A 22,956-nucleotide genomic window follows, 5' to 3' on the forward strand; every position below is an offset into this window, starting at 1 on the left:
GTCGACGCGCCCGAGGTCGTTGTTGCACCCCACGGTCGTCAGTGTCGCCGTTGGGCGTGCCCCGTGTCGACCCGGTTCGATGGGTGAGCGATGGCGCGGCCGACACCGGCCGCCGCCCTCAGCGTCGTGTTGCCCCGGGTGTTCGACTACCTGATCGCGTGGGCGGTGATGCCGTCCGGGTCGGCGCCTCCCCCGATGGCGTGCGGTGTCGGGCTGGGCCGCAGCACTGTCTCGGCTCCGTCAGACCGGGGGTGCCGGATCGGGCACCGTGGGTGCCGGTCGGGCCGGAGTCGGCGTCGGGGGCGCGGGCGTCGGCTGCGGTGCCGGTCGCGTCGGCTCGGCGGGCGACGGCTCGGTCGGGTCCGGGACCGGCGGAGCAGGCTGATCAGGGGGGAAGATCTCGGTCGGCGGCTCGTCGGGCAGACCTGGAAGGGGCGATGTCGAACTCATCGGACGACCAACACGGGGCACGGGGCATGGTCGATCACGTAGCGACCGACCGACGGGTCGAACAGGCGGTCCCAGAAGCTGCGGTCGTGGGTGCCGATCACGATCACGTCGGCGTCGTGTTCGGCTGCGTGTTCACAGATCGTGGCACCCGGCGCTCCGGTCTCGACGTCGGTGTCGACCACTTCGGGGAGTCGTTCGGCAGCCTCGGTCGCCGCGTGTTCCGCCGCGGCCTGGGCGGCTTCGAGTTGCATGTTCATGTCGGCGGCGGTGGGCATCGCGACGGCGCCGTACCCACCGACGAAGATCGGTGCACGGTCGCCGACACTGAGCACGCTGTAGGTGGCGTCGGGCCCGAAGAATCCGTATGCGGTGTCGACGGCGTGGCGCGATTCGGCGGTGTCGTCGACGGCGATCAGGACGTTCATCGTTCTCCTCCTCCCGACGCGCCGGCCGGCGCGTCGTGCGCTGCGCGCGTACCCGCCCTGCCCGCTGCCGAAACGTGGACGGACGACCCTGCCGGCTCGCGTCAGCCGAGCGCTTCGGGGTGCGGTGGTGAACCCTCGACGAGGTCGACGGGCACGCCGTCGACCTCGCTGGGGAACAGTTCGCCGTCCGGCACCTGTTCGGGCGGGAGCAGGCGCTCGACCGTCACCCGGATCCCGACCTCGTCGGTCGGCGCACCCTCGCTCCATCGGCGAGCGACCGCGACCGACACCACGCCGTGTCGATCGAGCCACTCGGTCAGGACCGGAGCGAGTGCCGCCTGGGCGGCGAGGGTCGGATCGGGTGCCGGGTGCGTCATGACTCAGCTCGTGACCCCAAGTATGCCGCGATGAGCTGAGCCAGCTGGTGCGGGTCCACCCCGTCCGTCGCGTGGGTTCGGTGGTCGCAGCTGCAGCCCCCGCCGGTCGTCTGCCCGCCGAGCAGGCCGCCGAGTCCGCCGAGCAGACCACCGATGTCGCCGAACGGGCCTCGCGGACGGAACGGGCCCGGGTCGGGGATCGGGAGCCGCGGCCAGCGGAACACGCCCTCGCAGATCCACGGGTAGCGGTCACAGAGGTCGAACAGCGGTGGTCGACACAGCACCGGGAGGAACGAGAAGTTCAACTCGGTGGCGATCGGTCCCATCGGGCTGCAGATGGCGTTCTCGGCCATCGGCGAGGGGTTGGTCTCGCCCGCGAAGTGCAGGCCGATCGCACGGTTGTTCGACTGGTTCATCCACACGCTGCCCGAGTCGCCACCCTTGCTGACCTCGTAGTCGACCGACGGCCAGGGCGGGCGTGGCACGATGTGGATCTGGTCGCTGAAGGCCACGACGCCGGGGTCGCCATAGTTGATCGACACGCTCATGCTGACCCCGTCGACGACGCCTTCCGTGATCGCCGTGGTCCGCCCCGACTTCACTACGTTCATGCCGAGGGTCGGGGTGTCGATGCCGCCGATGGTGCCGAGCCCGAGGATCTCTCGCGAGTGGCCACGCGCTCCGTTGAGCGTCGCCACCGCGGCGTCCATCCTCGAGTCCAGCACCATCGACGAGAGCTGGGCCACGGCCTGGGTGCCGCCGTCGTATTGACCGGGTTGGAGGATGTCCTCGCCGATCGCGGCGGACGATGCGCCCGCGAGCACGTGCCAGTTCGACAGGATCATCGGCTTGCACGTCGTCCGGTCGAAGACGATGGCGCCGAGCGTCCCTGCCGTGATGCGCGGGTTGCCACAACTGATGCCCCCGATGAGCGGGTCGAGCGCGGTGGTGCGGCTGACCTCCTCGAGCGCAGCGGCATCGTCGTAGTCGAGCACGGTCGGTGCGTTCGACGGTCCGTAGGTCGCTTCGATCACGTCGACCGGGAAGCCGCCGAACCGCTTGGGTGTCTTCCCGGTCTCGTTGAACACCTCGCTCCTGGCCAACTCGGCTGCCGGGACCTTGCGGCCAACGTGCACGCGCAACGCGACCGTGTCGGTGAGTTCTTCGTTCTTGATCTTGAATCCGACGTCGACCGCGGTGACCCCCGGTCGTCGGAGCCAATCGCGTCGGACGGAGTCGAGCGCCTCGATGGCGTCGTCGACCTCCTGGTTCTTGGGTCGCTTCGGCATGTCACACTTCCTTCTGTCGCAACGAGCCGGGAATCGACCCGCACTGCACAGAGCGATGCCTCACGCACGAGATACCTCAAGAGTGTCAACGCTTCGCGAATGCCCGATTCACTCGCGTTGCCTGGCGTACTCGAGCGCGCGCTCCATGACGTCAGGGCCGGCCTTGGCGACGCTGCCGGTGTCGAACGGTGGCTGTGGGTCGTACTCGATCATCAGCTGGGCGGCTTCGGCTGCGATGCGATCGAACAGCACCTCGACCAGCCGGAGCGCCATGTCGATGCCGCTCGACACGCCGGCCGCGGTGATGATCCGCCGGTCGAGATGTTCGACCACCCGCTCGGCGGTCGGGGTCGCACCCTGTGCCTCGAGCGCGCGGTAGGCGCCCCAGTGCGTCGTGGCCGTGAGCCCGTCGAGGAGTCCGGCCGCGCCGAGTACCAGCGAACCCGTGCACACCGACGTCGTGAACATGGTCGTCTCGTGTGCGGTGCGAATCCACTCGAGCACGCGCTCGTCGTCCACGAGCGCACGCGTGCCGACCCCACCGGGGAACACGATCACGTCCGGCCGTGGCACGTCTTCGAAGGTCGCATCGCGGATCAGGCCGAGGAGCCCGTTCTCCGAACGCACCTCGCCCCGTTCGTGGCCGATGAACGTGATGTCGATCTCGGGGATGCGCTGGAGGACGTCGTACGGTCCGATCGCGTCGAGCACGGTGAGGCGGTCGAAGAGGGGGATGACGGTCTGGATGCTCATGCGGGGCTCCGTTCGGGTGAGGTTCGGCGGAATCGCCGCCGGTACTGGTCGGGTGAGGTGGACAGGCGGCGGGCGAAGGTCCGACGCATCGTCTCGGCGGTGCCGAATCCGCAACGCGCGGCGATCACGTCGGTCGTCTCGGTCGTCGTCTCGAGTGCTCGACGTGCGGCTTCGAGTCGCACCGATGCGATGTACTGGGCGGGGGTGACCCCGATCTGTTCCGTGAATCGACGGGTGAAGTGCCGTTCGCTCATCCCGACGCGCTCGGCGAGGACGGGGATCCGATGATCGTCACCGGGCGTGGCGTCGATGAGGTCCTGGGCGTGACGAACCGGCTCGAGTTCGGCCCGCTCGGTCCAGACCGGCGCGGCGAACTGGCTCTGGCCACCGGGACGGCGGAGGAACATGACGAGCCACCGTGCCACCGTCTGCGCGACCTCGGTGCCGTGATCGTGCTCCACGACGGCGAGCGCGAGGTCGATCCCGGCGGTCACCCCGGCAGAGGTCCACACGTCGCCGTCGCGGAGGTAGATCGGGTCGTCGTCGACGTCGACGAGGGGGAAGCGGCGTGCGAGCGCCTCGGAGCGCGCCCAGTGGGTTGTCGCCCGCCGCCGGTCGAGCAGACCCGTCGCCGCGACCACGAACGCGCCAGTGCAGATCGCGATCGTGCGGTCGGCGCGCCGGGCGAGATCGGCCACGGCGTCGACCATCGCCGGATCGTTCGACGCGGCACGGGTGCCGGAGCCGCCGGGGATGGCGAGGGTGCCGATCCGATCCGGGAGTCCGGCGACCGGTTGGGTCACGACCTGCAGACCACTCTCGCTCGTCACCGGACCGCCGGTGAGCGAGACCACCGTCGAGTGGTATCGGGCGGCGTCGGGGCGGACGTCGGCGAGCACGGCGTTCGCTCCGGCGAAGACGTCGTGTGGCCCGGTGAGGTCGAGCGTCTGGATCCCGTCGAAGACCACGAAAGCGACGTGGTGGGGCCTCGGTTCGGTCATGTGGCCATCGTCGTCCGATCACGAGATGGCGTCAACGACACCGTCCCCACGATTTCGGCCACTCCGGACGATGTGCCCGGAGTGCGGTCAGACGATGACGAGACCTGCCGTCCGATGGCGGCCGGCCGGATCGACGCCGGCGGCGGAATTCGCTGGCAGCGGTCGGGTCAGTCCCAGATGGCCAGGCGCGTGTCGTAATCGAAGAAGTGGGCGTTCTCGGTCGCGACGGCGATCTGGGCGGTTTCGCCCATGCGGACCGTCGACCGGGGGTTGAAGCGACCGACGGCGTTGGCAGCGGTCTCGCCGCCTGCTTCTTCGACGGCATCGGGGTCGCCGGAATCGACCGTGGTGGCATCGAGCCGGAAGTGGACCATGATCTCCGAGCCGAGCGCTTCGAGCAGGGTCACGGGAGCGGTGAGCACCCGACCCTCACCGCCTCCGCTGGCGAGCGCGGCGTCTTCGAAGTCTTCGGGACGGATGCCGAGCACGACCTTCTTGCCGTCGTAGTTCCGCAGGGCCGGACGGGCCGCGAGCACGGATGCGTCGAGCGACAGGGTCTGCGAGCCAATCGTGACCGTGCCGGCATCGCCGTTGAGCGTGACGGTCGACTCGTACAGGTTCATCGACGGTGACCCGATGAACGCCGCCACGAACACGTTCTCGGGGCGGTCGTACAGGTTCTGCGGTGTGTCGACCTGCTGGAGGTACCCGTCTTTGAGCACCGCGACCCGGTCGCCCATGGTCATGGCCTCGACCTGGTCGTGGGTCACGTAGACCGTGGTGACGCCGAGCTCGCGCTGGAGTGCAGCGATCTCCGCGCGCATCTGCACACGCAACTTGGCGTCGAGGTTCGACAGTGGCTCGTCCATCAGGAACGCCGCCGGCTGCCGCACGATCGCCCGGCCCATCGCGACGCGCTGACGCTGACCACCGGAGAGCTGCCCCGGCTTGCGGTCGAGATTCGCCGTCAACTCGAGGATCTCAGCGGCTTTACGGACCCGCTGATCGATCTCTTCTTTCGGGACCTTCGCCAACTTCAACGCGAAGCCGATGTTGTCGTACACCGACATGTGCGGATACAGCGCATAGTTCTGGAACACCATCGCGATGTCGCGATCCTTCGGCTCCACGTCGTTGACGATGCGCTCACCGATCTTCAGGTCGCCGCCCGTGATCGACTCCAACCCGGCCACCATCCGCAACGCCGTCGACTTGCCGCAACCCGACGGCCCGACCAGGACGAGGAACTCGGAATCCCGGACGTCGAGGTTCAAGTCGTGAATCGCGTGATACCCGTTGTCGTACACCTTGTTCACGTTCTCGAGCTGGACGGTTGCCATGATGATCCCCTTGCGTGTGAGCCGACGGTGCGCCGACGGAAAACTTCGGAGACATCGACCACGTCGATGCTCGTCTGCGAATTCGGGGTCATTCTATGTGTTGTGACGCCTGCCACGTCAACGTACGCAGGCGGCCGAGCGGTCGAACCGACGAATCTCCGGACCCGGCGGTCGCCGGATCGGTACAGTCACCGGGGTGACCGGGCCGCCATCGGAACTGGTATTCCAAGAACTGTCGAGCTTCGCCTACGCGGGTGCGCGTCATTGCCCCGACTGTTCCCGCCTCGAACTGCCCAGTCCGGCCGGTTCGTCCCCCGACGACCCACCGCTCACGTTCGATGTGTCGCGCACGCTCGACGGTGCGGTCGTGGCCAGTGCCCGATTTCGCGAGGCGTGCGACCGGATCGACGGCATCCGGTTCGAACCGGTCATCGGCGCCGACGACCGCTGGGCGATCGAGGTCGATCGCGAAGTGCAGGTCGACCCGTTCGCGAGCCACATCCGGTCGGGACCGACCTGCGAGACGTGCGGGCGGCCACGCTACGTGACCCGGTCGGGGCCGCTGCGGCTCGAGATCGGTGACCCGCTCGAGCCGGGTTTCAGCCGCACCGACGTCGAGTTCGGCGACACGGCCGACTTCGGTCCGTCCCAGCCGATCCGGCTGCGGCCCGATCTCCTGGTCGATCGCGGCACCGCGCGGATGCTCAAGGCGGCCGGCCTGCTCGGCATCCATCTGATCACCCAACCCTGACCGCCGGGGCGTGAGCGCCGACACCGTGTGCGAGGGGCCGGCTCGCGTCGGCGGGTGTCAGCCGTCGATCACGCTCGCGCCGGCGGAGGGCGCACAGATCCACACCCGGGCGGTGTGGCCGTCGAACGCGTAGCGGTCGACGACGTCACGTCGGAAGTCGTCGGCTCGGTCTGCCTCGACGAGCGCCACCGCGCACCCGGCGAAGCCGCCGCCCGTCATCCGGGCGCCGATGCAGCCGGGGGCGTCGTCGGCGACGGCGACGATCGCGTCGAGGCCCGGACCCGACACCTCGAAGTCGTCGCGCAGGCTGATGTGGCTCGCTCGCATCAACTCGCCGAATCGGGCGGTGTCATGACGGTCGAGCGCGTCGACGGCATCGAGCGTGCGCTGGTTCTCGGTCACGATGTGGTGCGCTCGTCGGCGGTCGACAGGATCGGCGATCGTCACGACCTGTTCGACCGTGGCGTCGCGCAGCGCGACGACGCCCAGCGCCTCGGTCGCTCGCCGGCACGAGGCACGTCGGTCGCCGTACGCGGCCTCGGCGAGTTTGCGGCGGGTGCCCGAATCGATGATGGCGACGACCACGTCGTCGGGCAGCAGCGTCGGGGTGAGCGTCAGTGCCCGGCAGTCCATCAGGCTCGCGTGGCCATCGACCGCACCGGCCGAGATGAACTGGTCCATGATGCCGCTGGGGATGCCGACGACCTCGTTCTCCACCCGCTGACCGAGACGTGCCACGTCGATCGGAGACCAGGTCGTGCCGGTGCGCGCCAGCATCGCGGTGATGGTGGCGACCTCGATCGCGGCAGACGACGACAGACTCGCACCGGTCGGGATGTCGGTTTCGACCGTCGCCCGCCAGCCGCCGGTGGGGACATCGTGGCCGGCCAGCACGTGGACCGCGCCGGCGACGTACTGCGCCCATGCCTCGGTCTCGCGCGGGTCGGCGGAGGGATCGATCTCGATCTCGCCGAAACCGGCGGACACGATCGTGACCGGGCCGGTGGTCGGATCGCCGTCGTTGGAGATGGCGAGCACCGTGTCGAAGGGCAGCGCCATCGGGAGCGTGAACCCGTCGTTGTAGTCGGTGTGTTCGCCGATCAGGTTGACCCGCCCGGGTGCCCGCACGACCAGGTCGGGTCGGCCCCAACGGTCACGGTGAGCCGCCTGGGCTCGTTCGACTGCCGATTCGACCTGCACGGGCATCAGGCTACGGTCCCGGTCGGCTCTTGGAAGCCTCGGGTCGCACCACGCCGCGTGCCCGATACGGTCTGTGGCGTGGACGTTCGAATTGGTGTGACCCAGGCCCCCCGCGAGCTCAACGTCGAGGTCGACGACGGCGATCGCGACGATGTGAAATCTCGTGTCGATGCCGCCCTGTCGGGCGCGAGCGACGTGCTCTGGCTGACCGACAAGCGCGGGCGCGAGATCGGTGTGCCCTCCGCCAAGCTGGCCTACGTCGAAGTCGGCTCGCCGGACGGCGATCGCCGCATCGGATTCGGGGGCTGATGACCAGCGGAGCCGGCACGTCGATCCTCGACCGCCGGCTCGTGTTCGTCACCGGAAAGGGTGGTGTCGGCAAGACCTCGGTCGCCGCCGCCCTCGCCCACCTCTCGGCCAGCCGCGGCCGTCGCACTCTCGTGTGCGAGATGGACGCCAAAGGGTCGCTCGCCGACGCGTTCGACGCCTCGCCCCTCGAGTTCAAGCCACGCGAGGTCGAACCCAATCTGTTCGCGATGGCGATGAACACCGAAGATGCCTTGCGCGAGTACCTGCGCCTGTTCGTCAGGGTGCCGTTCCTCGGCAAGATCGGTCCGCTCGCCCGCACGTTCGACTTCGTCGCCGACGCAGCACCGGGCGTCAAGGAGATCCTGACGATCGGCAAGTTCTGCTGGGAGGCGAAGGAGCGGAACTACGACCTGATCGTCGTCGATGCCGAGGCCACCGGGCACATCGTCGCCCAGATCGGCGCTCCGCTCGTCATTCGTGATCTCGTCCAGGTCGGACTCGTCCGTGACCAGACCGACTGGATGCTCGAGGTGCTGCACGACCCGGCCGTCACCGGCGTCGCCGTGGTCACCACCCCCGAGGAGATGCCGGTCACCGAGACCCTCGGCCTGCTCGACCGACTCGTCGACGAGACCGGCGTCGAAGCCACGACCCTCGTCGCCAATCGTGTCCTGCCGGCGCTGTTCGATCGCAACCAGGCCGAACTCGTCGATCGACTCGGCGAGGCAGAACCACTGCTGGTCGAGGCCGCCGGCAAGAACGTGCGCGCCGTCCTCGAGGCGGCCCACATCACCGAGGCCCGTCGTCGTATCGGCGGCGCACATCTCGCTCGGCTCCGGGAGCATTCCGATCTGCCGATGTTGATGGTGCCCGAGCTGTTCACGCGGGCGACGGGTCGCCGTGTCGTGTCGCTGGTCGCCGAGGCATTGGCCGAGGAGCTCGACTGATGGCGACATCGAAGCGTCCCGATCTGCTCGCGTTGCTGGCGGCCAAGGAGATGGTGCTCGTCGTCGGCTCCGGTGGGGTCGGCAAGACGACGACGGCAGCGGCCATGGCAGCCGCTGCCGCGACCGAGATCGGTGGCCGCGTGCTCGTGCTCACGGTCGACCCGGCCAAGCGGCTCGCCGACGCGCTGGGGGTCGGTGAGATCGCCAACGAGGCGACCCGGGTCCCCGACTCGGCGTTCGCCGAGGTCGGCGTCGAGCCGCGCGGCGAGCTGTGGGCGGCGATGCTCGACACCCGGCAGGGCTGGGACGAGCTGATCCGGCACCACGCCCCCGACGCCGAGGTGCGCGATGCGGTGCTCAGGAATCCGCTGTACCAGAACCTGACCGGCCGCTTCGTCCACAGTCACGACTACCTCGCGATGGAGAAGCTGCACGAGCTGCACGCCACCGGCGACTGGGACCTGATCATCGTCGACACGCCGCCCTCGCGGAACGCACTCGACGTGCTCGATGCTCCCCGCCAGATGAAGGAGTTCTTCGGCTCTCGGCTCTTGCGTTGGCTCACGGTGCCGTACCGGTCGCGGCTGTTCACGGTGGCGTCCAAGCCCTTCTACCAGATAGCGGATCGGGTCCTCGGTTCCCGCTTCCTCCAAGACATCGCCGAGTTCTTCATCCTGTTCCAGGCGATGGAGCGCGGGTTCGTCGACCACGCCGACGAGGTCGAACGGCTGCTCGTCGATCAACGCTGCACGTTCGTGGTCGTCTCCACGCTCGAGGCCGCGCCGAGCCACGAGGCGAAGTTCCTCGCCCGCGAACTCCTCCGACGCGACATGAGCCTCGGTGCCATCATCGCCAACCGGGTCATGCCGACCTCGTTCATGGCGAAGGGGTCGGCGACGAGCGCGCGCAAACTCGTGCAACTCGCCGACGACGGCCTCGCGGACGACGTCGGTGCCCAGCTCGACGCCGACCCCGCGGTGGCGAGGGCGGTCCTCACCGAGATCGGATCTCGTTTCCACCAGGTCGCGGTGGTCGCCACCCGAGAGGCCGAACGTCGAGCCGAGCTCGCCGAGCTCGCGCCGTTGCTGGTCGCGGCCCCGATGCTCGACCACGACATCAACGACGTCGCGGATCTCCTCGATCTGGCGGCACACTTCGCTGCATGAGTTCGCCGTTCGACCAACTCCCGACCGTCGGCGGACGCCGACTCGCCGTTCGGGTGACCGCCGATGCGTTGCGCCAGATCCGTGGTGGTAGCCCGTGGTTGTACGACGGTTCGATCACGTCGGTGAGTCACGACGGCGATGCCGGCGACCTCGCCGTGATCTTCGACGATCAACGCAAGTTCGCGGCGATCGGTCTCTGGGACCCGACGTCGCCGATCCGCGTCAAGATGCTGCACGCGGGTTCGCCGACGACGATCGACGAGCACTGGTGGCGTGAGCGGCTCTCGGCCGCCCTCGAACAGCGGCAGGCGCTCGTCGACGACCCCGACACCACCGCATACCGCTGCGTCCACGGCGAGAACGACGGTCTCCCGGGCCTGGTCGTCGACAAGTACGACCGCACGGTGGTCGTCAAGCTCTACTCGCCGGCCTGGTTCCCGCACCTCGGCGTCGTCGTCGACGTGCTGCGCCGCCTCATCGCCCCCGAACGTGTCGTCCTGCGGCTGAGTCGGTCGGTCGCGTCCGGCGAGACCTTCGGTCTGTCCGACGGCGACACGATCGTCGGCGAGTCGCCCAACCAGCCAGTGTTCTTCCGTGAGCGCGGTCTGACGCTCGAAGCCGACGTGGTGCGTGGGCAGAAGACCGGGCACTTCCTCGACCAGCGCGACAACCGCGCCCTCGTGCGCGGCATGGCGGCGGGTGCCGACGTACTCGACGTGTTCGCCAGCACCGGTGGATTCTCGGTGTCGGCAGCGGCCGGAGGCGCTTCCTCGGTCCACCTCGTCGACCAGTCGGAGCCGGCGCTCCAGACCGCCCGTCGCAATCTCGAACACAACCACCGCATCTCCGAGGTCAGGCGCTGTGCCGTGCACACGACCACCGGTGACGCGTTCCAGGTGTTGGCCGACCTCGCGAAGAAGCGCGAATTGTTCGACATCGTGATCCTCGACCCGCCGACGTTCGCCTCCAACCAGGCCGCCGTCCCGCGTGCGTTGGCGGCCTATGCGCGCCTGACCCGGTTGGGGCTGGCGGTCACCAAGCGCGGCGGCACCCTGGTGCAGGCGTCGTGTTCGAGCCGGGTCACCAACGACGACTTCGTCGACACGGTCATGACCGCTGCCGCCTCGGCCGGCGCCGAGGTGGTCGAGACCCGGCGCACGGGCCATGCCGTCGATCATCCGATCGGGTTCGAGTTCGGTGGCTACCTGAAGGCCGTGTTCCTGACGGTCCGCTCGACGCCGACCCGCCTGTAGCCGACTCGAACCGGCCGCTACATGTCGGCCGGGCGGAAGAACTTGGCGATCAGGGGTTCGTAGTGCGAGAGCGGCGCACTGACGTACTCGGGGTCGAACGCCGTCTGGTCGTACTTCGCGCAGAACTCTTCGGTGTAGTCGTAGAACGGCGAGTCGGTGAGCCGATCGCGGGTGTTCCGGTCCATGCCGAGGTGATGCCAGAAGTAGTACCCCTGGAAGATGCCGTGGTGTTCGACCATCCAGTGGTTCGCCTCGGACACGAACGGCTTGACGATGCCCGCTGCGACCGCCGGGTGGTTGTACGGAGCGAGCGTGTCGCCGATGTCGTGGATCAGTGCACAGAGGACGTACTCCTCGTCGCGGCCGTCGTTCTCGGCGCGCGACGCGGTCTGCAACGAATGTTCGAGTCGCGACACCGGGAAGCCACCGTGATCGCGTTCGAGCATGCGGAGTTGCTCGACGATGTTGTCGGCGGCCATCGCCTGGGTGACCGGGAGTTGGCTCACGATCAGGTCCCAATCTTCCTTCGTCGACTGGTCGAAGGCCGTGAAACTGGCGCGCAATTCGGTGTCGCTCATCGCGACAATGTACGCCGATCTTCGGAATGGCAGCGACCTGGGCCACGAATGCGGCAGACTCGGTGATCGTGTCGAAGCTCACCGAACTCGTTCGAGACCACACCTCGTTGGATGCCGCTCAATCCGCGCACCTGAACCGCCTCGTCTCCGAGTGGGGGATGCTCGCCGACTTCTCGTTCTCGGATCTGTTGCTCTACGTCAAGAACCGCTCCGGTGCGTGGATCGTGGTCGGACAGGTTCGCCCCGCGACGGGCAAGACGATCTACCCCAACGACTGGGTCGATGCCGTCGCCAACCCGTCGGAGACGGCGGTGCTCGACCGGTCGTTCGCGACCGCTTCGGTCCAGGAAGGCGACATCGCGGTCGAGGGCGTCCCCGAAGAGACCCGGATGATGGCGATCCCCGTCCTCTACGCCGGCGAACCGGTCGCGGTCCTCACCCGCGAGTGGATCGAGACCTCGGGGCGTGGGCCGGGAGAGCTCGAACGCGCGTACTACGAGGTGTTCTCGAACTTCGTGACGATGATCGCCGCCGGCGACTTCCCGTTCCCGCAGCGGGTCGGCGATTCGAGTGCGGCGCCGCGTGTCGGCGACGGCTCACTCTGGTTGGACGAGTCCGGTCAGGTGCTCTACGTCTCGCCGAACGCCAGCTCGGCCCTCCATCGCGTCGGGATCCAGGCATCGGCGATCGGGCTCCGTCTCGCCGAGCTCGGGTTCTACGACGGCCCGGTGCGGCAGGCGTTCGAGCGGCGCGAGCCGGTGATCGAGGAGTTCGAGCAGGGGCAGAACGTGACGCTGCTCTGTCGCTGCGTGCCGTTCCTGCGTGACGGCGAGGTCACCGGCGGGGTCCTCCTGCTCCGCGACGTCACCGAACTCCGCAAGCGCGACCGACTGTTGCTCAGCAAGGACGCGACGATCCGCGAGATCCATCACCGCGTCAAGAACAACCTGCAGACGATCTCGTCGCTGCTCCGGCTGCAGGCTCGCCGCCTCACGAACCCCGAGGCGATCTCGGCGGTCGGTGAGTCGGTCCGCCGGATTCGCACGATCGCCCTGGTTCACGAGGCGCTCTCGCGCGAGCCAGGCGACGACGTCACGTTCATCGAGATCGTCCGTCCGCTGTTGCGCCTCGCCGAAGAGGGCCTGCAGTCGCCGGACCGCCCGGTCACGTTCGCGGTCAAGGGCGACGGTGGCCGAATCCCGGCGGCGATCGCGACGCCGCTGTCGGTGGTGCTCACCGAGCTGCTCCAGAACGCCGTCGACCACGGGTTCCCGGAGGGATCGGGCGGCGGCTCCGTGCTCGTCCGGCTCGACAACGATGATCATTCGCTCGCCCTGTCGGTGATCGACGACGGCCGAGGTGTGGCGTCGGGTTTCACGCTCGACTCGGCGACCGGCCTCGGTCTGTCAATCGTGCGCACGCTGGTCACCACCGAGCTCAACGGCGAGATCGTGATGCGTCCGCTCGCGCTCGCCGACGCCGAGCGGGCCGGGTTCGCCACCGACCGCCAGCCGCGCGGCACCGTGGTCGAACTGACGGTGCCGATCGTCACCGAGGAGTGACGTGCCCGGCCGGCTGACGCGAGCCAGGGTCGCGCTGGCGGGCATCTTCGCCGGCGCGTCGGTGCTCTGGCTGGTCGGTCTCGTGTGGTTCCGGCCGTGGGTCGCGCACGACGACTTCGCGATCTTCCGGATCGCGATCGAGCGGGAGCTCGACGGTCACATCCGGTTGGTCGGCGCCCACTCCCGACTCGGGGTGTTCCATCCCGGGCCGCTGCGGGAGTGGGTCTTCGCGTTGCCGTACTGGGCGAGCGGCGGGCGCAGCGCGGCGTTGCCGGCGACGGCGCTCGTGCTGAACGCCGGGTGGGTCGTGTGGACCCTGGCGCTGCTCTCCCGGCTGCAACCGCGCCGCTGGGGCGTGGCGGGTGCGATCGGGCTCGTCCTGGTCGTCGTGGCCTTGGGAGCCGACGTGGGCAGCCCGTGGAATCCTCATCTCGCCGTACTCCCCGCGTACCTGGCCTGCTGGTCGCTGGTCACCGTCATCGCCCGCGACGGGCGGAACTGGGCCGCCTGCATCTGTTCGGCGTCGTTCGCGGCGCAGTTGCACGCGTCGATGCTGATCCTCGGTGGTGCGGTGCTCGCCGCGGCGTTGATCTCGATCGTGTGGCAACGTCGGGGTGCGGTCACCGGGTGGGCGGTGGGGCTCGCCGTGCTGCTGTGGTCGGGGCCGATCATCGACCTCTCCAAGGGCACCGACGCCAACCTGATCCGGCTCGGGACCGTCGGCGCCGACGGCGATCCGGTCGGGGTCGGCGCCGCGGTCGGTCACGCGAGCCGGCTGCTGTGGCCCGGCACCGCGTGGAGCCGGATCTCGGTGCGCCCGAGCATCGTCGAGTTCACCGGGTTCCACCGGTGGTGGTTGCTGCTCGTCGTCGGATTGCTCGTGCTGACGGTGGTGGCGCGCCGACCCGGACGGGCCGACCGGCCCGACCGTGCCGTGGTGTCCGGTGGCGACGACGAGTACGACCGCCTCCCGGTGGTGGCGAGCGCCGTCGCGATCGCCGCCGTCGCGCTCACGGTCGTGTCGATCTCGTTCTTCGTCGAGCCGGCGTACCGGTACCTGTACGGGCCGCTCCAGGCGTCTGCCGTGTTCGCTCTCGTGGTGTCGTTCGGCGGCCTGATGGCGCTCGTCGCCTCGACGGTCGAGCTGTCGGTGCCGTCGTGGCTTCCCACGGTGGCGTTGCCGGCGGTCGTCGTCGTCGTGATCCTCGCCGTGTTCGTCTCGGTGCCGAGGGCAGATGGCCCGAGCTCCGCCCGTCGCGCGCTCGGTGTCGAGGGCGCCGTGTCACAAGCGTTGGCGGACCGCCCGGGGTGGCGATCGGTCGAAGCGGTGCCTCTCGACCTCCGAGGTGCGGGTGACCTCGACGCCGAGGTGCTCGACGTGGTGCTCCGGCGGGGTGTCGATGCCCGATCTCGCCGGGTCGAACTGGGCTTGGAGCCGCCCGAACGCGTCGACGGCGTGTTCGCGGTCGCGATGTCGCCGACCCGGGAGTGTCTGCTGGCGGAGGACGACGCCGAGGAGATCGTCAGCGGGAGGTCGGAAGCCGGTGACGAGCTGAGCGTGATCGCGATCGACCGCGACTCGGTGGCCTACGACCGGTGCATCGGGTTGCCGGTCGACTGACCGGGATCGACCGGGTGGTCAGCTGGCGGCAGCGGCCGCGGCGCGAGCGGCGCGCAGCTCGGCGGCGCGCTGGCGGCGGATCGCCCGGCGCTCCTCTTCGGAGAGCCCGCCCCAGATGCCCGAGTCCTGATTGGTCTCGAGGGCGAAGTCGAGGCAGTCACGCGTGACCTGGCATTCCTCGCACACCCGCTTCGCGTGTTCGATCGAGGTCAGTGCGTGTCCGGTCGTCCCCACCGGGAAGAACAGTTCCGGGTCGGTGTCCCGACACAGGGCGTGGTCCCGCCACGTTTCTTCGGCGGCGGCGAGAGCGAGACTGGACGCAAGGATCGACACGAAGGAGCTCCTCGTAGGTGTGTTGGCGACCCGGGGAGGCCGGCGAACCACTGGGGGGTGGCAGGCGGCTCGGTCGCGGCGACGATCGGTCCTGCCCGTGTGGCTTGCGGCCCGTACGTTAGGCGTTGTCCGGACACATATCAAGAAGATCAGATACAACGTCGCTCTCCATCTGTTTTTCAGATGGAGAGCGACGTGGTCGATGCGCCGGCGATGCCGGATCGGCGCATCGGCGCGCATCGGCGTGCGACGATGGCGTCATGACCCGCATCATCGCTCATCGGGGTGCATCCCGCGCGGAGCGGGAGAACACGACGGCTGCGTTCCGACGCGCCGGCGAAATGGGCGCCGACGGGGTCGAACTCGACGTACGACGGACCGCCGACGACCACCTCGTCGTGCACCACGACGCGGTGCTCGCCGACGGTCGCGCGATCCGGGCGATGACGACGACCGAACTGCCCGACCACGTGCCGACGATCCTCGAAGCGCTGGACGCCTGCGTCGGGATGTTCGTCAACATCGAGATCAAGAACGATCCTGACGACCCCGACTTCGATCCGACCGACTGGGTCGCCAACCGGCTCGCCGCGGACCTTGCGGTGCTGACCCCGCACTCGCGCTGGCTGATCTCGTCGTTCCGGTTGGCCACGGTCGACGCCTGCCGTCGGCTGATGCCGAGCGTGCCGACCGCCTGGCTGGTCGGGCCGGCGCCGGCCGACGTGATCGCGACGACCGCATCGCGCGGTCATGGCGCCGTCCATCCGTGGGACCGACACCTCACCTTCGAGATGGTCCGTGCCGCTCACGCCGTCGGGTTGGCCGTCAACACCTGGACCTGCGACGACCCGGAGCGGATGCGCGAGTTGATCGCATGGGGCGTCGACGGGATCTGCACGAACGTGCCAGACGTCGCCCTCGGCGTACGTCGCGAAACCTCACGCTGACCGGGGGAACACCAACTGCACGGCGTCGGGCACGTGGTCGAACTCGAGGCGGTCGACGCTGCCGAGGTGGTCGCCGTCGAGTTGGTACGGGAACGGCTGCCGGTGCGACACGACCATCCGGTCGACGTCGCGCCACTCGACCAGATCGTCGCTCGTGGTCACACCACCGCCGCCGAGCGCGGAACCGAGACCCCGGAGGATCGACGACACCCGCATCGTGCGGAACGTCACGACGACCAGGCCGCGGTCGAGCGTGGCGGCGGGGGAGAGGTCGAGCGGCCGGTTGCCGAGGTACGTGTACGGGTTGGTGTTGAGGACGATCGAGAAGTAGCCGTCGTCGATCACGCCGTGCCCGTCGGCTTCCAGCCGGAAGTGTGGTTCGTCGCGGTCGTAGCCTCTGGCCCACGTGGTCACACCGGCCCAGATGAACAGTGGGTGGCCGAGCCAGCGTTTCAGCGACGCCCGGCGTTCGACGGCGCTCACGACCGCGGCATCGAAGCCGATCCCGGTGTGGAAGCAGAAGAAGCGCCCGTTGACGCGCCCGAGACCGATCGGTCGGAGGTCGCCGGCGTCGAGCCCGCCGGCGAGCAGGTCGGCGGCGGCCACCGGGTCGTTGGGCAGGCCGAGTGTGCGGGCGAAGACGTTGGTGGACCCGCCGGGGAGCACGCCGAGCGCCGTGTCGGTCCCGGCGATGCCGGTCGCGACCTCGTTGAGGGTGCCGTCACCGCCGTATCCGATCACGACGTCGACGCCGCGCCGGGCGGCGTCGTGGGCGAATCTGGTGGCGTGCCCGCGCCGGTTGGTCTCGACGACCTCGACCGCGTGGCTGCGAGCGAGGCGGCGGTGGACCACCACGGTGTTGCGTGCGGTCACCGACGACGCGAACGAGTTGACCACGAGCAGGATCCGCACGACGCGAGACGGTACCAGCGTGACGGATGTCCCCGGATTTGTGCACAGTTTCTGGTGTCCGGCTTGGGTGCGTAAGTGACCGGTCGGTAGCTTGTGAATCCATGAACGTGATCGTGTGTGTGAAACAGATCCCCGATCCGGCCCAGCCGGGTGAGCTGGATCCCTCCGACAACACCCTGAAGCGCGAGGGCAAGTTGATCCTCGACGAGTCCGACAGCTACGGCGTCGAGATGGCGCTCCAGTTGGTCGACACCGCCGGTGGCGGCGAGGTGAGCATCGTCTCGATGGCCCCCAACGGTGAGGTGTCGGGCATGCGCACGGCGCTGGCCATGGGTGCCGCCAAGGGCGTCCTGGTCTCCGACCCCGAACTCGCCGGCTCCGATGCGCTGACCACCGCCAAGGTGCTCGCCGCCGCGGCCCAGAAGCTCGGCGAGGCCGACCTGATCATCGCCGGCACCGAGTCGAGCGACGGCTACACGGGCACCGTGCCCGAGCAGATGGCCGAGGTGATGGGACTCCCGTCGATCACGTTCGCGAAGAGCGTCACGATCGACGGCGGTACCGTCAAGGTGAACCGTCAGACCGAGGCCGGCTACGACGAGGTCGAGTGCCCGACACCGGCCGTCGTCAGCGTGACCGCCGGCGTGGTCGAGCCCCGCTACCCGAGCTTCAAGGGCATCATGGCCGCCAAGTCGAAGCCGGTCGACACCGTCACCGCCGCCGATCTCGGCGTCACCGCCGTCGGTTGGTCCGGCGCCGGTCAGCAGATCGTCGACGTCGCGCAGGCCCCGGCCCGCGAGGCCGGCGAGGTCGTCGAGGACGACGGCGAAGCACACCTCAAGATCATCGAGTTCCTCGAGGGACTCAAGGTCATCTGAGCCGAAGCGACGACAGGAGAAACGAATCATGGGAATCGACAACATCTGGGTCTTCGCCGAAGCAGCCGACGGAGCGCCGACCTCGGCGACCCTCGAACTGCTCACCAAGGCTCGTGGCCTCGGCACCGTGTCGGCGTTCGTCGTCGGCGACGGTGAGAGCATCGCCGCCGCGCTCGGCGAGTACGGCGCGGCCAAGGTCTACTCGACCGGCGACCTCGCCGGGAACCTGCCGGGCGCAGCCGGCGCCGCGGCCATGCAGGCCGTCATCGACGGCGGTGACACGCCCGACCTGATCATGTTCCCGCAGAACTACAGCGGTCGCGACGTGATGAGCCGCCTCTCGGTCAAGCTCGACAAGACGGTGCTCACCAACAACACCGACGTCGCCGTCGACGGCGACGCCGTCAAGGTGACCACGCCGATCTTCGGTGGCGAGAAGCTGGTGACCACCACGTTCACCGCCGGTGGCCCGTACCTCGCGGCATTCCGTCCGAAGTCGTTCGAGCCCGCCGCCGGCGACGCCGGTGCGGGTGAGGTCGTCTCGGCACCGGTGCCCGAGCTCGGTGCGACCGGTGGTGCCAAGGTCACGGCCGTGCACGTCGAAGAGACGCTCGGCCCGAAGCTCGACGAGGCCGCGGTGGTCGTGTCGGGTGGCCGTGGTCTCGGCGAGGCCGACAAGTTCGACATGATCGAGCAGCTCGCCAAGCTCCTCAAGGGGGCGCCGGGTGCGTCGCGCGCGATCGTCGACGCCGGCTGGGTGCCGTACTCGATGCAGGTCGGCCAGACCGGCAAGGTCGTGAAGCCGAGCGTCTACATCGCGGCCGGCATCTCGGGTGCCACACAGCACATGGTCGGCATGAAGGGCTCCAAGAACATCATCGCGATCAACAAGGATCAGGAGGCACCGATCTTCGGTGTCGCCGACCTCGGCATCGTCGGCGACGTCCACAAGGTCATGCCCAAGCTCATCGAAGCCCTCTCCAGTCGGGCCGGATAGCCCGCCGGCTGCGTTCCGTCTCGCCGCTCGTTGCCAGGAGGCAACTCGGGCTCGCCGCGCCTTGCCGGCGAACTATCCGATCCCGACTGGAAACAGAATGGGTCGCTGACGCACACGCGGAGCGACGATTCGGCTCGTGTGAATCATCCTCGGCCCGGCTCGGTCAGAGGATCTGGCTGAGGAAGAGTTTCGTGCGGTCTTCCTGGGGGTTCGTGAAGAAGTGCTCGGGGTTGCCGACCTCGACGATCTCGCCGTCCGCCATGAACACGACACGGTCGGCCACCTCGCGCGCGAACCCCATCTCGTGGGTGACGCAGATCATCGTCATGCCCTCGTTGGCGAGGTCCTTCATCGTGTCGAGGACCTCTTTGATCATCTCCGGATCGAGCGCCGACGTGGGTTCGTCGAACAGGATGACCTTCGGCTTCATGGCGAGTGATCGGGCGATGGCGACGCGCTGCTGCTGGCCACCGGAGAGCTGACCGGGGTACTTGCGGGCCTGGTCGGGGATCTTGACCCGTTCCAGCAGTTCCATCGCGGTCGTCTCGGCGTCGGCCTTCGGGATCTTCCTGACCTGGCGCGGTGCGAGTGTGATGTTGTCCAGCACGGTCAGGTGGGGGAACAGATTGAACGACTGGAACACCATGCCGGTCTCGCGTCGGATCTCCTGGATGTTCCGGACGTCATCGCCGAGTTCGACGCCGCCGACGACGATGCGTCCTCGATCGTGCTTCTCGAGTCGGTTGATGCATCGGATCAGCGTCGACTTGCCCGAGCCCGACGGACCGATCACGACGACGACCTCCTGCATCCCGACCTTCATGGAGATGTTCTTGAGCGCCTGGAAGCTGCCGAAGAACTTGTCGACCTCGGAGACCTCGATCATCACCTCCTTCGACTGTCCCATCACCTGGGTGGCATCCGCGAAGACGGCGTCGGTGCCGGTCGTGGTATCGCTCATGAGAGTGCTCCTTGATCGAGTGGAGAGAATCGGGTCGGCGCGGTCATCGCGTACCGACCCCCAGGGTGCGTTCGAGTCGCTGCGACTCGCGTGACATCGTGAACGAGATCGCCCAGAAGCCGAAGGCGACGAACACGAGGGTTTCGGCGATCCCGACCCCGCGGAAGTCGGCTTGCGAGTGGACGACATCGCGCACACCGAGGAACTCGAGCACACCGATGATGAACAGCAGGGTGGTGTCCTTGAAGAGCGAGATGAACTGTCCGACCATCGCCGGGATCACTGCCCGCAATGCCTGCGGCAGGACGAGGAGACGGGTGATGCCGGCTGCACCGAGACCGAGCGCCTGTCCGGCCTCGGTCTGGCCGGTCGGGACGGCCTGGAGGCCACCGCGAACGATCTCGGCGATGTAGGCCGCGGAGAACAGAGTGATCGCTGCGATCGCTCGCGTGGGGAGCGACAGCGGATCGTCGGTGTCGAGGAAGAACCCGAGGAAGAACCGTGCCATCAGGAGCAACGTGATCAGCGGGACACCGCGGATGAGCTCGATGTAGATCGTCGACATGATGCGGACGACCGGCAGGCTCGACCGGCGGCCGAGCGCCAACAGGAGCCCGAGCGGGAATGCCAGGACGATCGCGGCGACGGATGCCACGAGGTTCATGTACAGCCCGCCCCACTCGATCCAGTCGATGTTGGTGATGTCGAGGGCCTTGCCCACCTGCCAGGTGACGACGCCGGCGATCGCGATCGAGCCGATCTGGACGCTGGTCGACACGTTGCCCATACCGGACGCCACGAAGGCGACGCAGGCGAGCGCGATGACGAGCACGGTGAAGAGGTTCACGCCGCGGTCGACCACCAGAAAGCCGCCGATGGCCATCGTCACGATCGCCGCGACCCAGCCGGCGGCCCCGGGCAGACGGTCGCTCCGGCGGCCGAGCAGGTCGAACAGCAGCGGCATCAGCGCGAGCGTCAGGAAGATCCAGGCGAACCCGTGCGTACCGCTGAGCGTGAGGAAGCCGGCGACACCGGTCAGCGCCGCGAGCGTCAGCGTCGCTGCCCGGAAGGCGCGCGGCATCCTCGATGCCACCGCGAAGCCGATGGCGAACACTGCGATCGCTCCGGCGAGCAGCAGCCACGGCCCGAGCGTGCGGACGCCGACGATCATCAGCGCGAGCACGAACACCGCGAGCGCCCAGTAGCTCGACAACAGGTCGCGCGGGGACGCCTTGGTGGGCTCGACGCCGGCGAGCTTGGCGCGATCGCGCGAGGAGGCTCGGCCCCAACCGAGCGCCAGACCCGCAGCACCGGAATAGAGCAACAGGTTGACGACCAGCCGGGTGCGTTCCTCGCGCGGGAACCGTCCGACCATGAACAGTTCCAGGTTGACGCGCACCGGCGACCATTGACCGGTCACGAACACGAAACGGGCGGCGAAGAACGCGAGTACCAGCGTCACCGCGCTGAACAGGATCGTGAACAGACTGCTGTACCAGTTGGCGAAGAGGTTGTCCTTCACCCACTCCCGCGCCGTCGTGTCGCCGTGCCGCGGTGCGTCGGCCTCGGCGAGCGCGTGTGCGACGTCGCCGCTCATCTGCTCCGGTGGGAGCGTGTGACCCCATTCGCCGGCTCCACTCATGACGTCACCTCCCCACCACTTGGAATCGTCGGTTGACGATGTTGAGGACGAGCGATGTCAGGAGCGAGAACGTCAGGTAGACCAACATCAGGGCGAGAATCAGCTGGGTCGCCGGCTGGCCGTTGCCGATCGCGGTTCGGATGGCCTGCGTGACGTCGGGATAGGCGACCACGACGGCGAGCGATGTGTTCTTCGTGAGATTGAGGAACTGGTTGATGATCGACGGAATCGCGATCCGGAACGCCTGCGGCAGGATCACGAAGCGATACCGCTGGAAGCCGCTGAGCGCCAGTGCGTTGGCGGCCTCGCTCTGGCCCCGGTGTACGGCGAGGATCGAACCGCGGATGATCTCGGCGATGTGGCTGGCCGTGTAGAGGCCGAGCGCGAGCGTGAGGGCGACGTAGCCGTCGTTGGTGGTCAGACCGCCCTCGATCAGTCGCCCGCTCTCGGAAACCGCCGGCCACGACCACCGCAGTGGACCGCCGAGGGCGACGAACGCCACGACGCCGATGACCAGCAAGGTGACGAACGAGTAGGCCACCCGATGATGGGGTTGTCCCGTTTCGACGTTGTACCGCGTGCGCCAGACCCACACGCCCACAGCGGCAGCGAGTGCGACGAGCATGATGATCCAGAACAGCCCGGTGTTGCCGTCGTTGGCGAACGACGGGAAGCCCAGACGGCTGCGCGACAGGATCATGAAGTTGGAGTCGCTGCCCGGGATCTTGAAGAGGTTCGGCTCGCTCCCCGCGGTGAACGCGTTGAGCCGGGCATTGTTCACGAACAGTGCGCTGCCGACGAAGATGATGATGACCAGCGGGGGAATGTTGCGGAACGTCTCGACATAGAGCGCAGCGAGCTTCTTGACGATCCAGTTGTCCGAGAGCCGAGCGACGCCGATCAGGATGCCGAGCACCACGGCGATGGTGATGCCGACCACGGCCGACGCCAGCGTGTTCTTCACACCGACGAACACGATCAGTTCCCAGATCGGCTGCGTGCGTTCGAACGACGAGTCGCGGACGGTGAATCCCGCCGGGTCGTCCCAGAACCCGAGCCCGAACGGGATGCCCTGCTCGTCGAGGCCGGTCAACAGGTTGTTGATCAGCCACCACAGCAGCGCGACCACCCCGGCGACGGCACCGATCTGCGCCAGGACGCGCAACACGTTCACGTTGCGCCAGAACGGCGGTTTCGCCGATTGTGTCGACGCGCTCATGCGTCAGCCCCCATGTGATGCCCCCATCGGTCGGTGTCGTGTGGA

The 22,956-nt window shown here is 68.3% G+C and carries 23 protein-coding genes; 10 read left to right on the forward strand and 13 right to left on the reverse strand.

The genetic code is table 11. The features are described from left to right. Nucleotides 1-446 precede the first annotated feature (446 nt). The 6 genes from R8G01_20315 to ugpC form a co-directional block, all read right to left on the reverse strand. A complete protein-coding gene (locus R8G01_20315) occupies nucleotides 447-875 on the reverse strand; it encodes a universal stress protein (protein ID MDW3216346.1) in 429 nt (142 codons plus the stop codon). 101 nt (nucleotides 876-976) lie between these two features. Beyond that, entirely contained in the window at nucleotides 977-1,252 is a 276-nt protein-coding gene (locus tag R8G01_20320) for a hypothetical protein (protein MDW3216347.1), read from the reverse strand. Next, complete coding sequence (locus tag R8G01_20325; protein MDW3216348.1) at nucleotides 1,249-2,541, reverse strand: hypothetical protein; 1,293 nt, start codon at nucleotides 2,539-2,541, stop codon at nucleotides 1,249-1,251. Before R8G01_20325 ends, R8G01_20320 begins: the two co-directional genes overlap by 4 nt. A gap of 108 nt (nucleotides 2,542-2,649) precedes the next feature. Further along, nucleotides 2,650-3,294, reverse strand: a complete 645-nt coding sequence (locus tag R8G01_20330) for a DJ-1/PfpI family protein (protein ID MDW3216349.1) — start codon at nucleotides 3,292-3,294, stop codon at nucleotides 2,650-2,652. Next, the gene (locus tag R8G01_20335) at nucleotides 3,291-4,295 is read right to left on the reverse strand and encodes a GlxA family transcriptional regulator (protein ID MDW3216350.1); all 1,005 of its coding nucleotides are present in this window, start codon (nucleotides 4,293-4,295) and stop codon (nucleotides 3,291-3,293) included. Before R8G01_20335 ends, R8G01_20330 begins: the two co-directional genes overlap by 4 nt. A gap of 167 nt (nucleotides 4,296-4,462) precedes the next feature. After that, entirely contained in the window at nucleotides 4,463-5,635 is a 1,173-nt protein-coding gene (gene ugpC / locus R8G01_20340; protein ID MDW3216351.1) for a sn-glycerol-3-phosphate ABC transporter ATP-binding protein UgpC, read from the reverse strand. Between the two features lie 196 nt (nucleotides 5,636-5,831). Between ugpC and R8G01_20345 the strand changes: the two genes are divergently transcribed. Then, entirely contained in the window at nucleotides 5,832-6,386 is a 555-nt protein-coding gene (locus R8G01_20345; protein MDW3216352.1) for a hypothetical protein, read from the forward strand. A 57-nt stretch (nucleotides 6,387-6,443) separates the two neighbouring features. On the opposite strand, the gene galK is transcribed toward R8G01_20345, so the two are convergent. Further along, on the reverse strand, nucleotides 6,444-7,586 hold the full coding sequence (gene galK / locus R8G01_20350) for a galactokinase (protein MDW3216353.1): 1,143 nt from the start codon (nucleotides 7,584-7,586) through the stop codon (nucleotides 6,444-6,446). A gap of 78 nt (nucleotides 7,587-7,664) precedes the next feature. Here galK and R8G01_20355 point away from each other — a divergent pair, with 78 nt between their 5' ends. Genes R8G01_20355 through R8G01_20370 form a run of 4 tightly spaced genes read left to right on the forward strand, consistent with a single transcriptional unit; the run spans nucleotide 7,665 to nucleotide 11,261 of the window. Then, complete coding sequence (locus R8G01_20355) at nucleotides 7,665-7,895, forward strand: DUF3107 domain-containing protein (GenBank protein ID MDW3216354.1); 231 nt, start codon at nucleotides 7,665-7,667, stop codon at nucleotides 7,893-7,895. Further along, the gene (locus R8G01_20360) at nucleotides 7,895-8,842 is read left to right on the forward strand and encodes an ArsA family ATPase (GenBank protein MDW3216355.1); all 948 of its coding nucleotides are present in this window, start codon (nucleotides 7,895-7,897) and stop codon (nucleotides 8,840-8,842) included. Before R8G01_20355 ends, R8G01_20360 begins: the two co-directional genes overlap by 1 nt. Next, nucleotides 8,842-10,008: an ArsA-related P-loop ATPase gene (locus tag R8G01_20365; protein ID MDW3216356.1), complete on the forward strand. Its 1,167-nt coding sequence runs from the start codon at nucleotides 8,842-8,844 to the stop codon at nucleotides 10,006-10,008. The genes R8G01_20360 and R8G01_20365 overlap by 1 nt, the downstream gene beginning before the upstream one ends. Further along, the gene (locus R8G01_20370; GenBank protein MDW3216357.1) at nucleotides 10,005-11,261 is read left to right on the forward strand and encodes a class I SAM-dependent rRNA methyltransferase; all 1,257 of its coding nucleotides are present in this window, start codon (nucleotides 10,005-10,007) and stop codon (nucleotides 11,259-11,261) included. The genes R8G01_20365 and R8G01_20370 overlap by 4 nt, the downstream gene beginning before the upstream one ends. A 17-nt stretch (nucleotides 11,262-11,278) precedes the next feature. On the opposite strand, the gene R8G01_20375 is transcribed toward R8G01_20370, so the two are convergent. Further along, a complete protein-coding gene (locus tag R8G01_20375) occupies nucleotides 11,279-11,839 on the reverse strand; it encodes a phosphohydrolase (protein MDW3216358.1) in 561 nt (186 codons plus the stop codon). Between the two features lie 68 nt (nucleotides 11,840-11,907). On the opposite strand from R8G01_20375, the gene R8G01_20380 reads away from it, so the two are divergent. Both R8G01_20380 and R8G01_20385 read left to right on the forward strand, forming a co-directional pair. Then, nucleotides 11,908-13,401 carry a histidine kinase N-terminal domain-containing protein gene (locus R8G01_20380; GenBank protein ID MDW3216359.1) on the forward strand — a complete coding sequence of 498 codons (1,494 nt, stop codon included), beginning with the start codon at nucleotides 11,908-11,910 and terminating at the stop codon, nucleotides 13,399-13,401. 1 nt (nucleotide 13,402) lies between these two features. Further along, nucleotides 13,403-15,022, forward strand: a complete 1,620-nt coding sequence (locus R8G01_20385) for a hypothetical protein (GenBank protein MDW3216360.1) — start codon at nucleotides 13,403-13,405, stop codon at nucleotides 15,020-15,022. Between the two features lie 18 nt (nucleotides 15,023-15,040). On the opposite strand, the gene R8G01_20390 is transcribed toward R8G01_20385, so the two are convergent. Then, complete coding sequence (locus tag R8G01_20390) at nucleotides 15,041-15,355, reverse strand: WhiB family transcriptional regulator (GenBank protein ID MDW3216361.1); 315 nt, start codon at nucleotides 15,353-15,355, stop codon at nucleotides 15,041-15,043. Between the two features lie 260 nt (nucleotides 15,356-15,615). Here R8G01_20390 and R8G01_20395 point away from each other — a divergent pair, with 260 nt between their 5' ends. After that, the gene (locus R8G01_20395; protein ID MDW3216362.1) at nucleotides 15,616-16,302 is read left to right on the forward strand and encodes a glycerophosphodiester phosphodiesterase; all 687 of its coding nucleotides are present in this window, start codon (nucleotides 15,616-15,618) and stop codon (nucleotides 16,300-16,302) included. Here R8G01_20395 and R8G01_20400 read toward each other — a convergent pair. Beyond that, nucleotides 16,294-17,214, reverse strand: coding sequence for a diacylglycerol kinase family protein (locus tag R8G01_20400; GenBank protein ID MDW3216363.1), 921 nt, complete (start codon nucleotides 17,212-17,214; stop codon nucleotides 16,294-16,296). The two genes, R8G01_20395 and R8G01_20400, sit on opposite strands and share 9 nt — an antisense overlap. A gap of 101 nt (nucleotides 17,215-17,315) precedes the next feature. On the opposite strand from R8G01_20400, the gene R8G01_20405 reads away from it, so the two are divergent. Both R8G01_20405 and R8G01_20410 read left to right on the forward strand, forming a co-directional pair. After that, nucleotides 17,316-18,092: an electron transfer flavoprotein subunit beta/FixA family protein gene (locus tag R8G01_20405; protein MDW3216364.1), complete on the forward strand. Its 777-nt coding sequence runs from the start codon at nucleotides 17,316-17,318 to the stop codon at nucleotides 18,090-18,092. Nucleotides 18,093-18,120: 28 nt separating this feature from the next. Further along, the gene (locus tag R8G01_20410) at nucleotides 18,121-19,089 is read left to right on the forward strand and encodes an electron transfer flavoprotein subunit alpha/FixB family protein (protein ID MDW3216365.1); all 969 of its coding nucleotides are present in this window, start codon (nucleotides 18,121-18,123) and stop codon (nucleotides 19,087-19,089) included. A 163-nt stretch (nucleotides 19,090-19,252) separates the two neighbouring features. Here the strand turns inward: R8G01_20410 and R8G01_20415 are convergent, their stop codons facing one another. The 3 genes from R8G01_20415 to R8G01_20425 are packed head-to-tail and all read right to left on the reverse strand — an operon-like array spanning nucleotide 19,253 to nucleotide 22,911. Then, complete coding sequence (locus R8G01_20415; GenBank protein ID MDW3216366.1) at nucleotides 19,253-20,050, reverse strand: amino acid ABC transporter ATP-binding protein; 798 nt, start codon at nucleotides 20,048-20,050, stop codon at nucleotides 19,253-19,255. A gap of 43 nt (nucleotides 20,051-20,093) precedes the next feature. Then, nucleotides 20,094-21,692 (reverse strand): amino acid ABC transporter permease, encoded by a 1,599-nt coding sequence (locus tag R8G01_20420; GenBank protein MDW3216367.1) that lies wholly within the window; start codon nucleotides 21,690-21,692, stop codon nucleotides 20,094-20,096. A gap of 4 nt (nucleotides 21,693-21,696) precedes the next feature. Further along, the gene (locus R8G01_20425) at nucleotides 21,697-22,911 is read right to left on the reverse strand and encodes an ABC transporter permease subunit (GenBank protein MDW3216368.1); all 1,215 of its coding nucleotides are present in this window, start codon (nucleotides 22,909-22,911) and stop codon (nucleotides 21,697-21,699) included. Between the last annotated feature and the right edge of the window lie 45 nt (nucleotides 22,912-22,956).

Source organism: Ilumatobacteraceae bacterium (assembly GCA_033344875.1).
In the GTDB taxonomy this organism is placed as follows: domain Bacteria; phylum Actinomycetota; class Acidimicrobiia; order Acidimicrobiales; family Ilumatobacteraceae; genus Ilumatobacter.

Bases quoted from the DNA above. Each gene is read 5' to 3' on its own strand.
- R8G01_20370 (MDW3216357.1), top strand. From the start codon at position 10,005: ATGAGTTCGCCGTTCGACCAACTCCCGACCGTCGGCGGACGCCGACTC.
- R8G01_20360 (MDW3216355.1), top strand. From the start codon at position 7,895: ATGACCAGCGGAGCCGGCACGTCGATCCTCGACCGCCGGCTCGTGTTC.
- R8G01_20315 (MDW3216346.1), bottom strand. From the start codon at position 875: ATGAACGTCCTGATCGCCGTCGACGACACCGCCGAATCGCGCCACGCC.
- R8G01_20405 (MDW3216364.1), top strand. From the start codon at position 17,316: ATGAACGTGATCGTGTGTGTGAAACAGATCCCCGATCCGGCCCAGCCG.
- R8G01_20420 (MDW3216367.1), bottom strand. From the start codon at position 21,692: ATGAGTGGAGCCGGCGAATGGGGTCACACGCTCCCACCGGAGCAGATG.
- R8G01_20375 (MDW3216358.1), bottom strand. From the start codon at position 11,839: ATGAGCGACACCGAATTGCGCGCCAGTTTCACGGCCTTCGACCAGTCG.
- R8G01_20410 (MDW3216365.1), top strand. From the start codon at position 18,121: ATGGGAATCGACAACATCTGGGTCTTCGCCGAAGCAGCCGACGGAGCG.
- R8G01_20320 (MDW3216347.1), bottom strand. From the start codon at position 1,252: ATGACGCACCCGGCACCCGATCCGACCCTCGCCGCCCAGGCGGCACTC.
- R8G01_20425 (MDW3216368.1), bottom strand. From the start codon at position 22,911: ATGAGCGCGTCGACACAATCGGCGAAACCGCCGTTCTGGCGCAACGTG.
- R8G01_20335 (MDW3216350.1), bottom strand. From the start codon at position 4,295: ATGACCGAACCGAGGCCCCACCACGTCGCTTTCGTGGTCTTCGACGGG.
- R8G01_20330 (MDW3216349.1), bottom strand. From the start codon at position 3,294: ATGAGCATCCAGACCGTCATCCCCCTCTTCGACCGCCTCACCGTGCTC.
- R8G01_20325 (MDW3216348.1), bottom strand. From the start codon at position 2,541: ATGCCGAAGCGACCCAAGAACCAGGAGGTCGACGACGCCATCGAGGCG.
- R8G01_20395 (MDW3216362.1), top strand. From the start codon at position 15,616: ATGACCCGCATCATCGCTCATCGGGGTGCATCCCGCGCGGAGCGGGAG.
- R8G01_20415 (MDW3216366.1), bottom strand. From the start codon at position 20,050: ATGAGCGATACCACGACCGGCACCGACGCCGTCTTCGCGGATGCCACC.
- ugpC (MDW3216351.1), bottom strand. From the start codon at position 5,635: ATGGCAACCGTCCAGCTCGAGAACGTGAACAAGGTGTACGACAACGGG.
- R8G01_20365 (MDW3216356.1), top strand. From the start codon at position 8,842: ATGGCGACATCGAAGCGTCCCGATCTGCTCGCGTTGCTGGCGGCCAAG.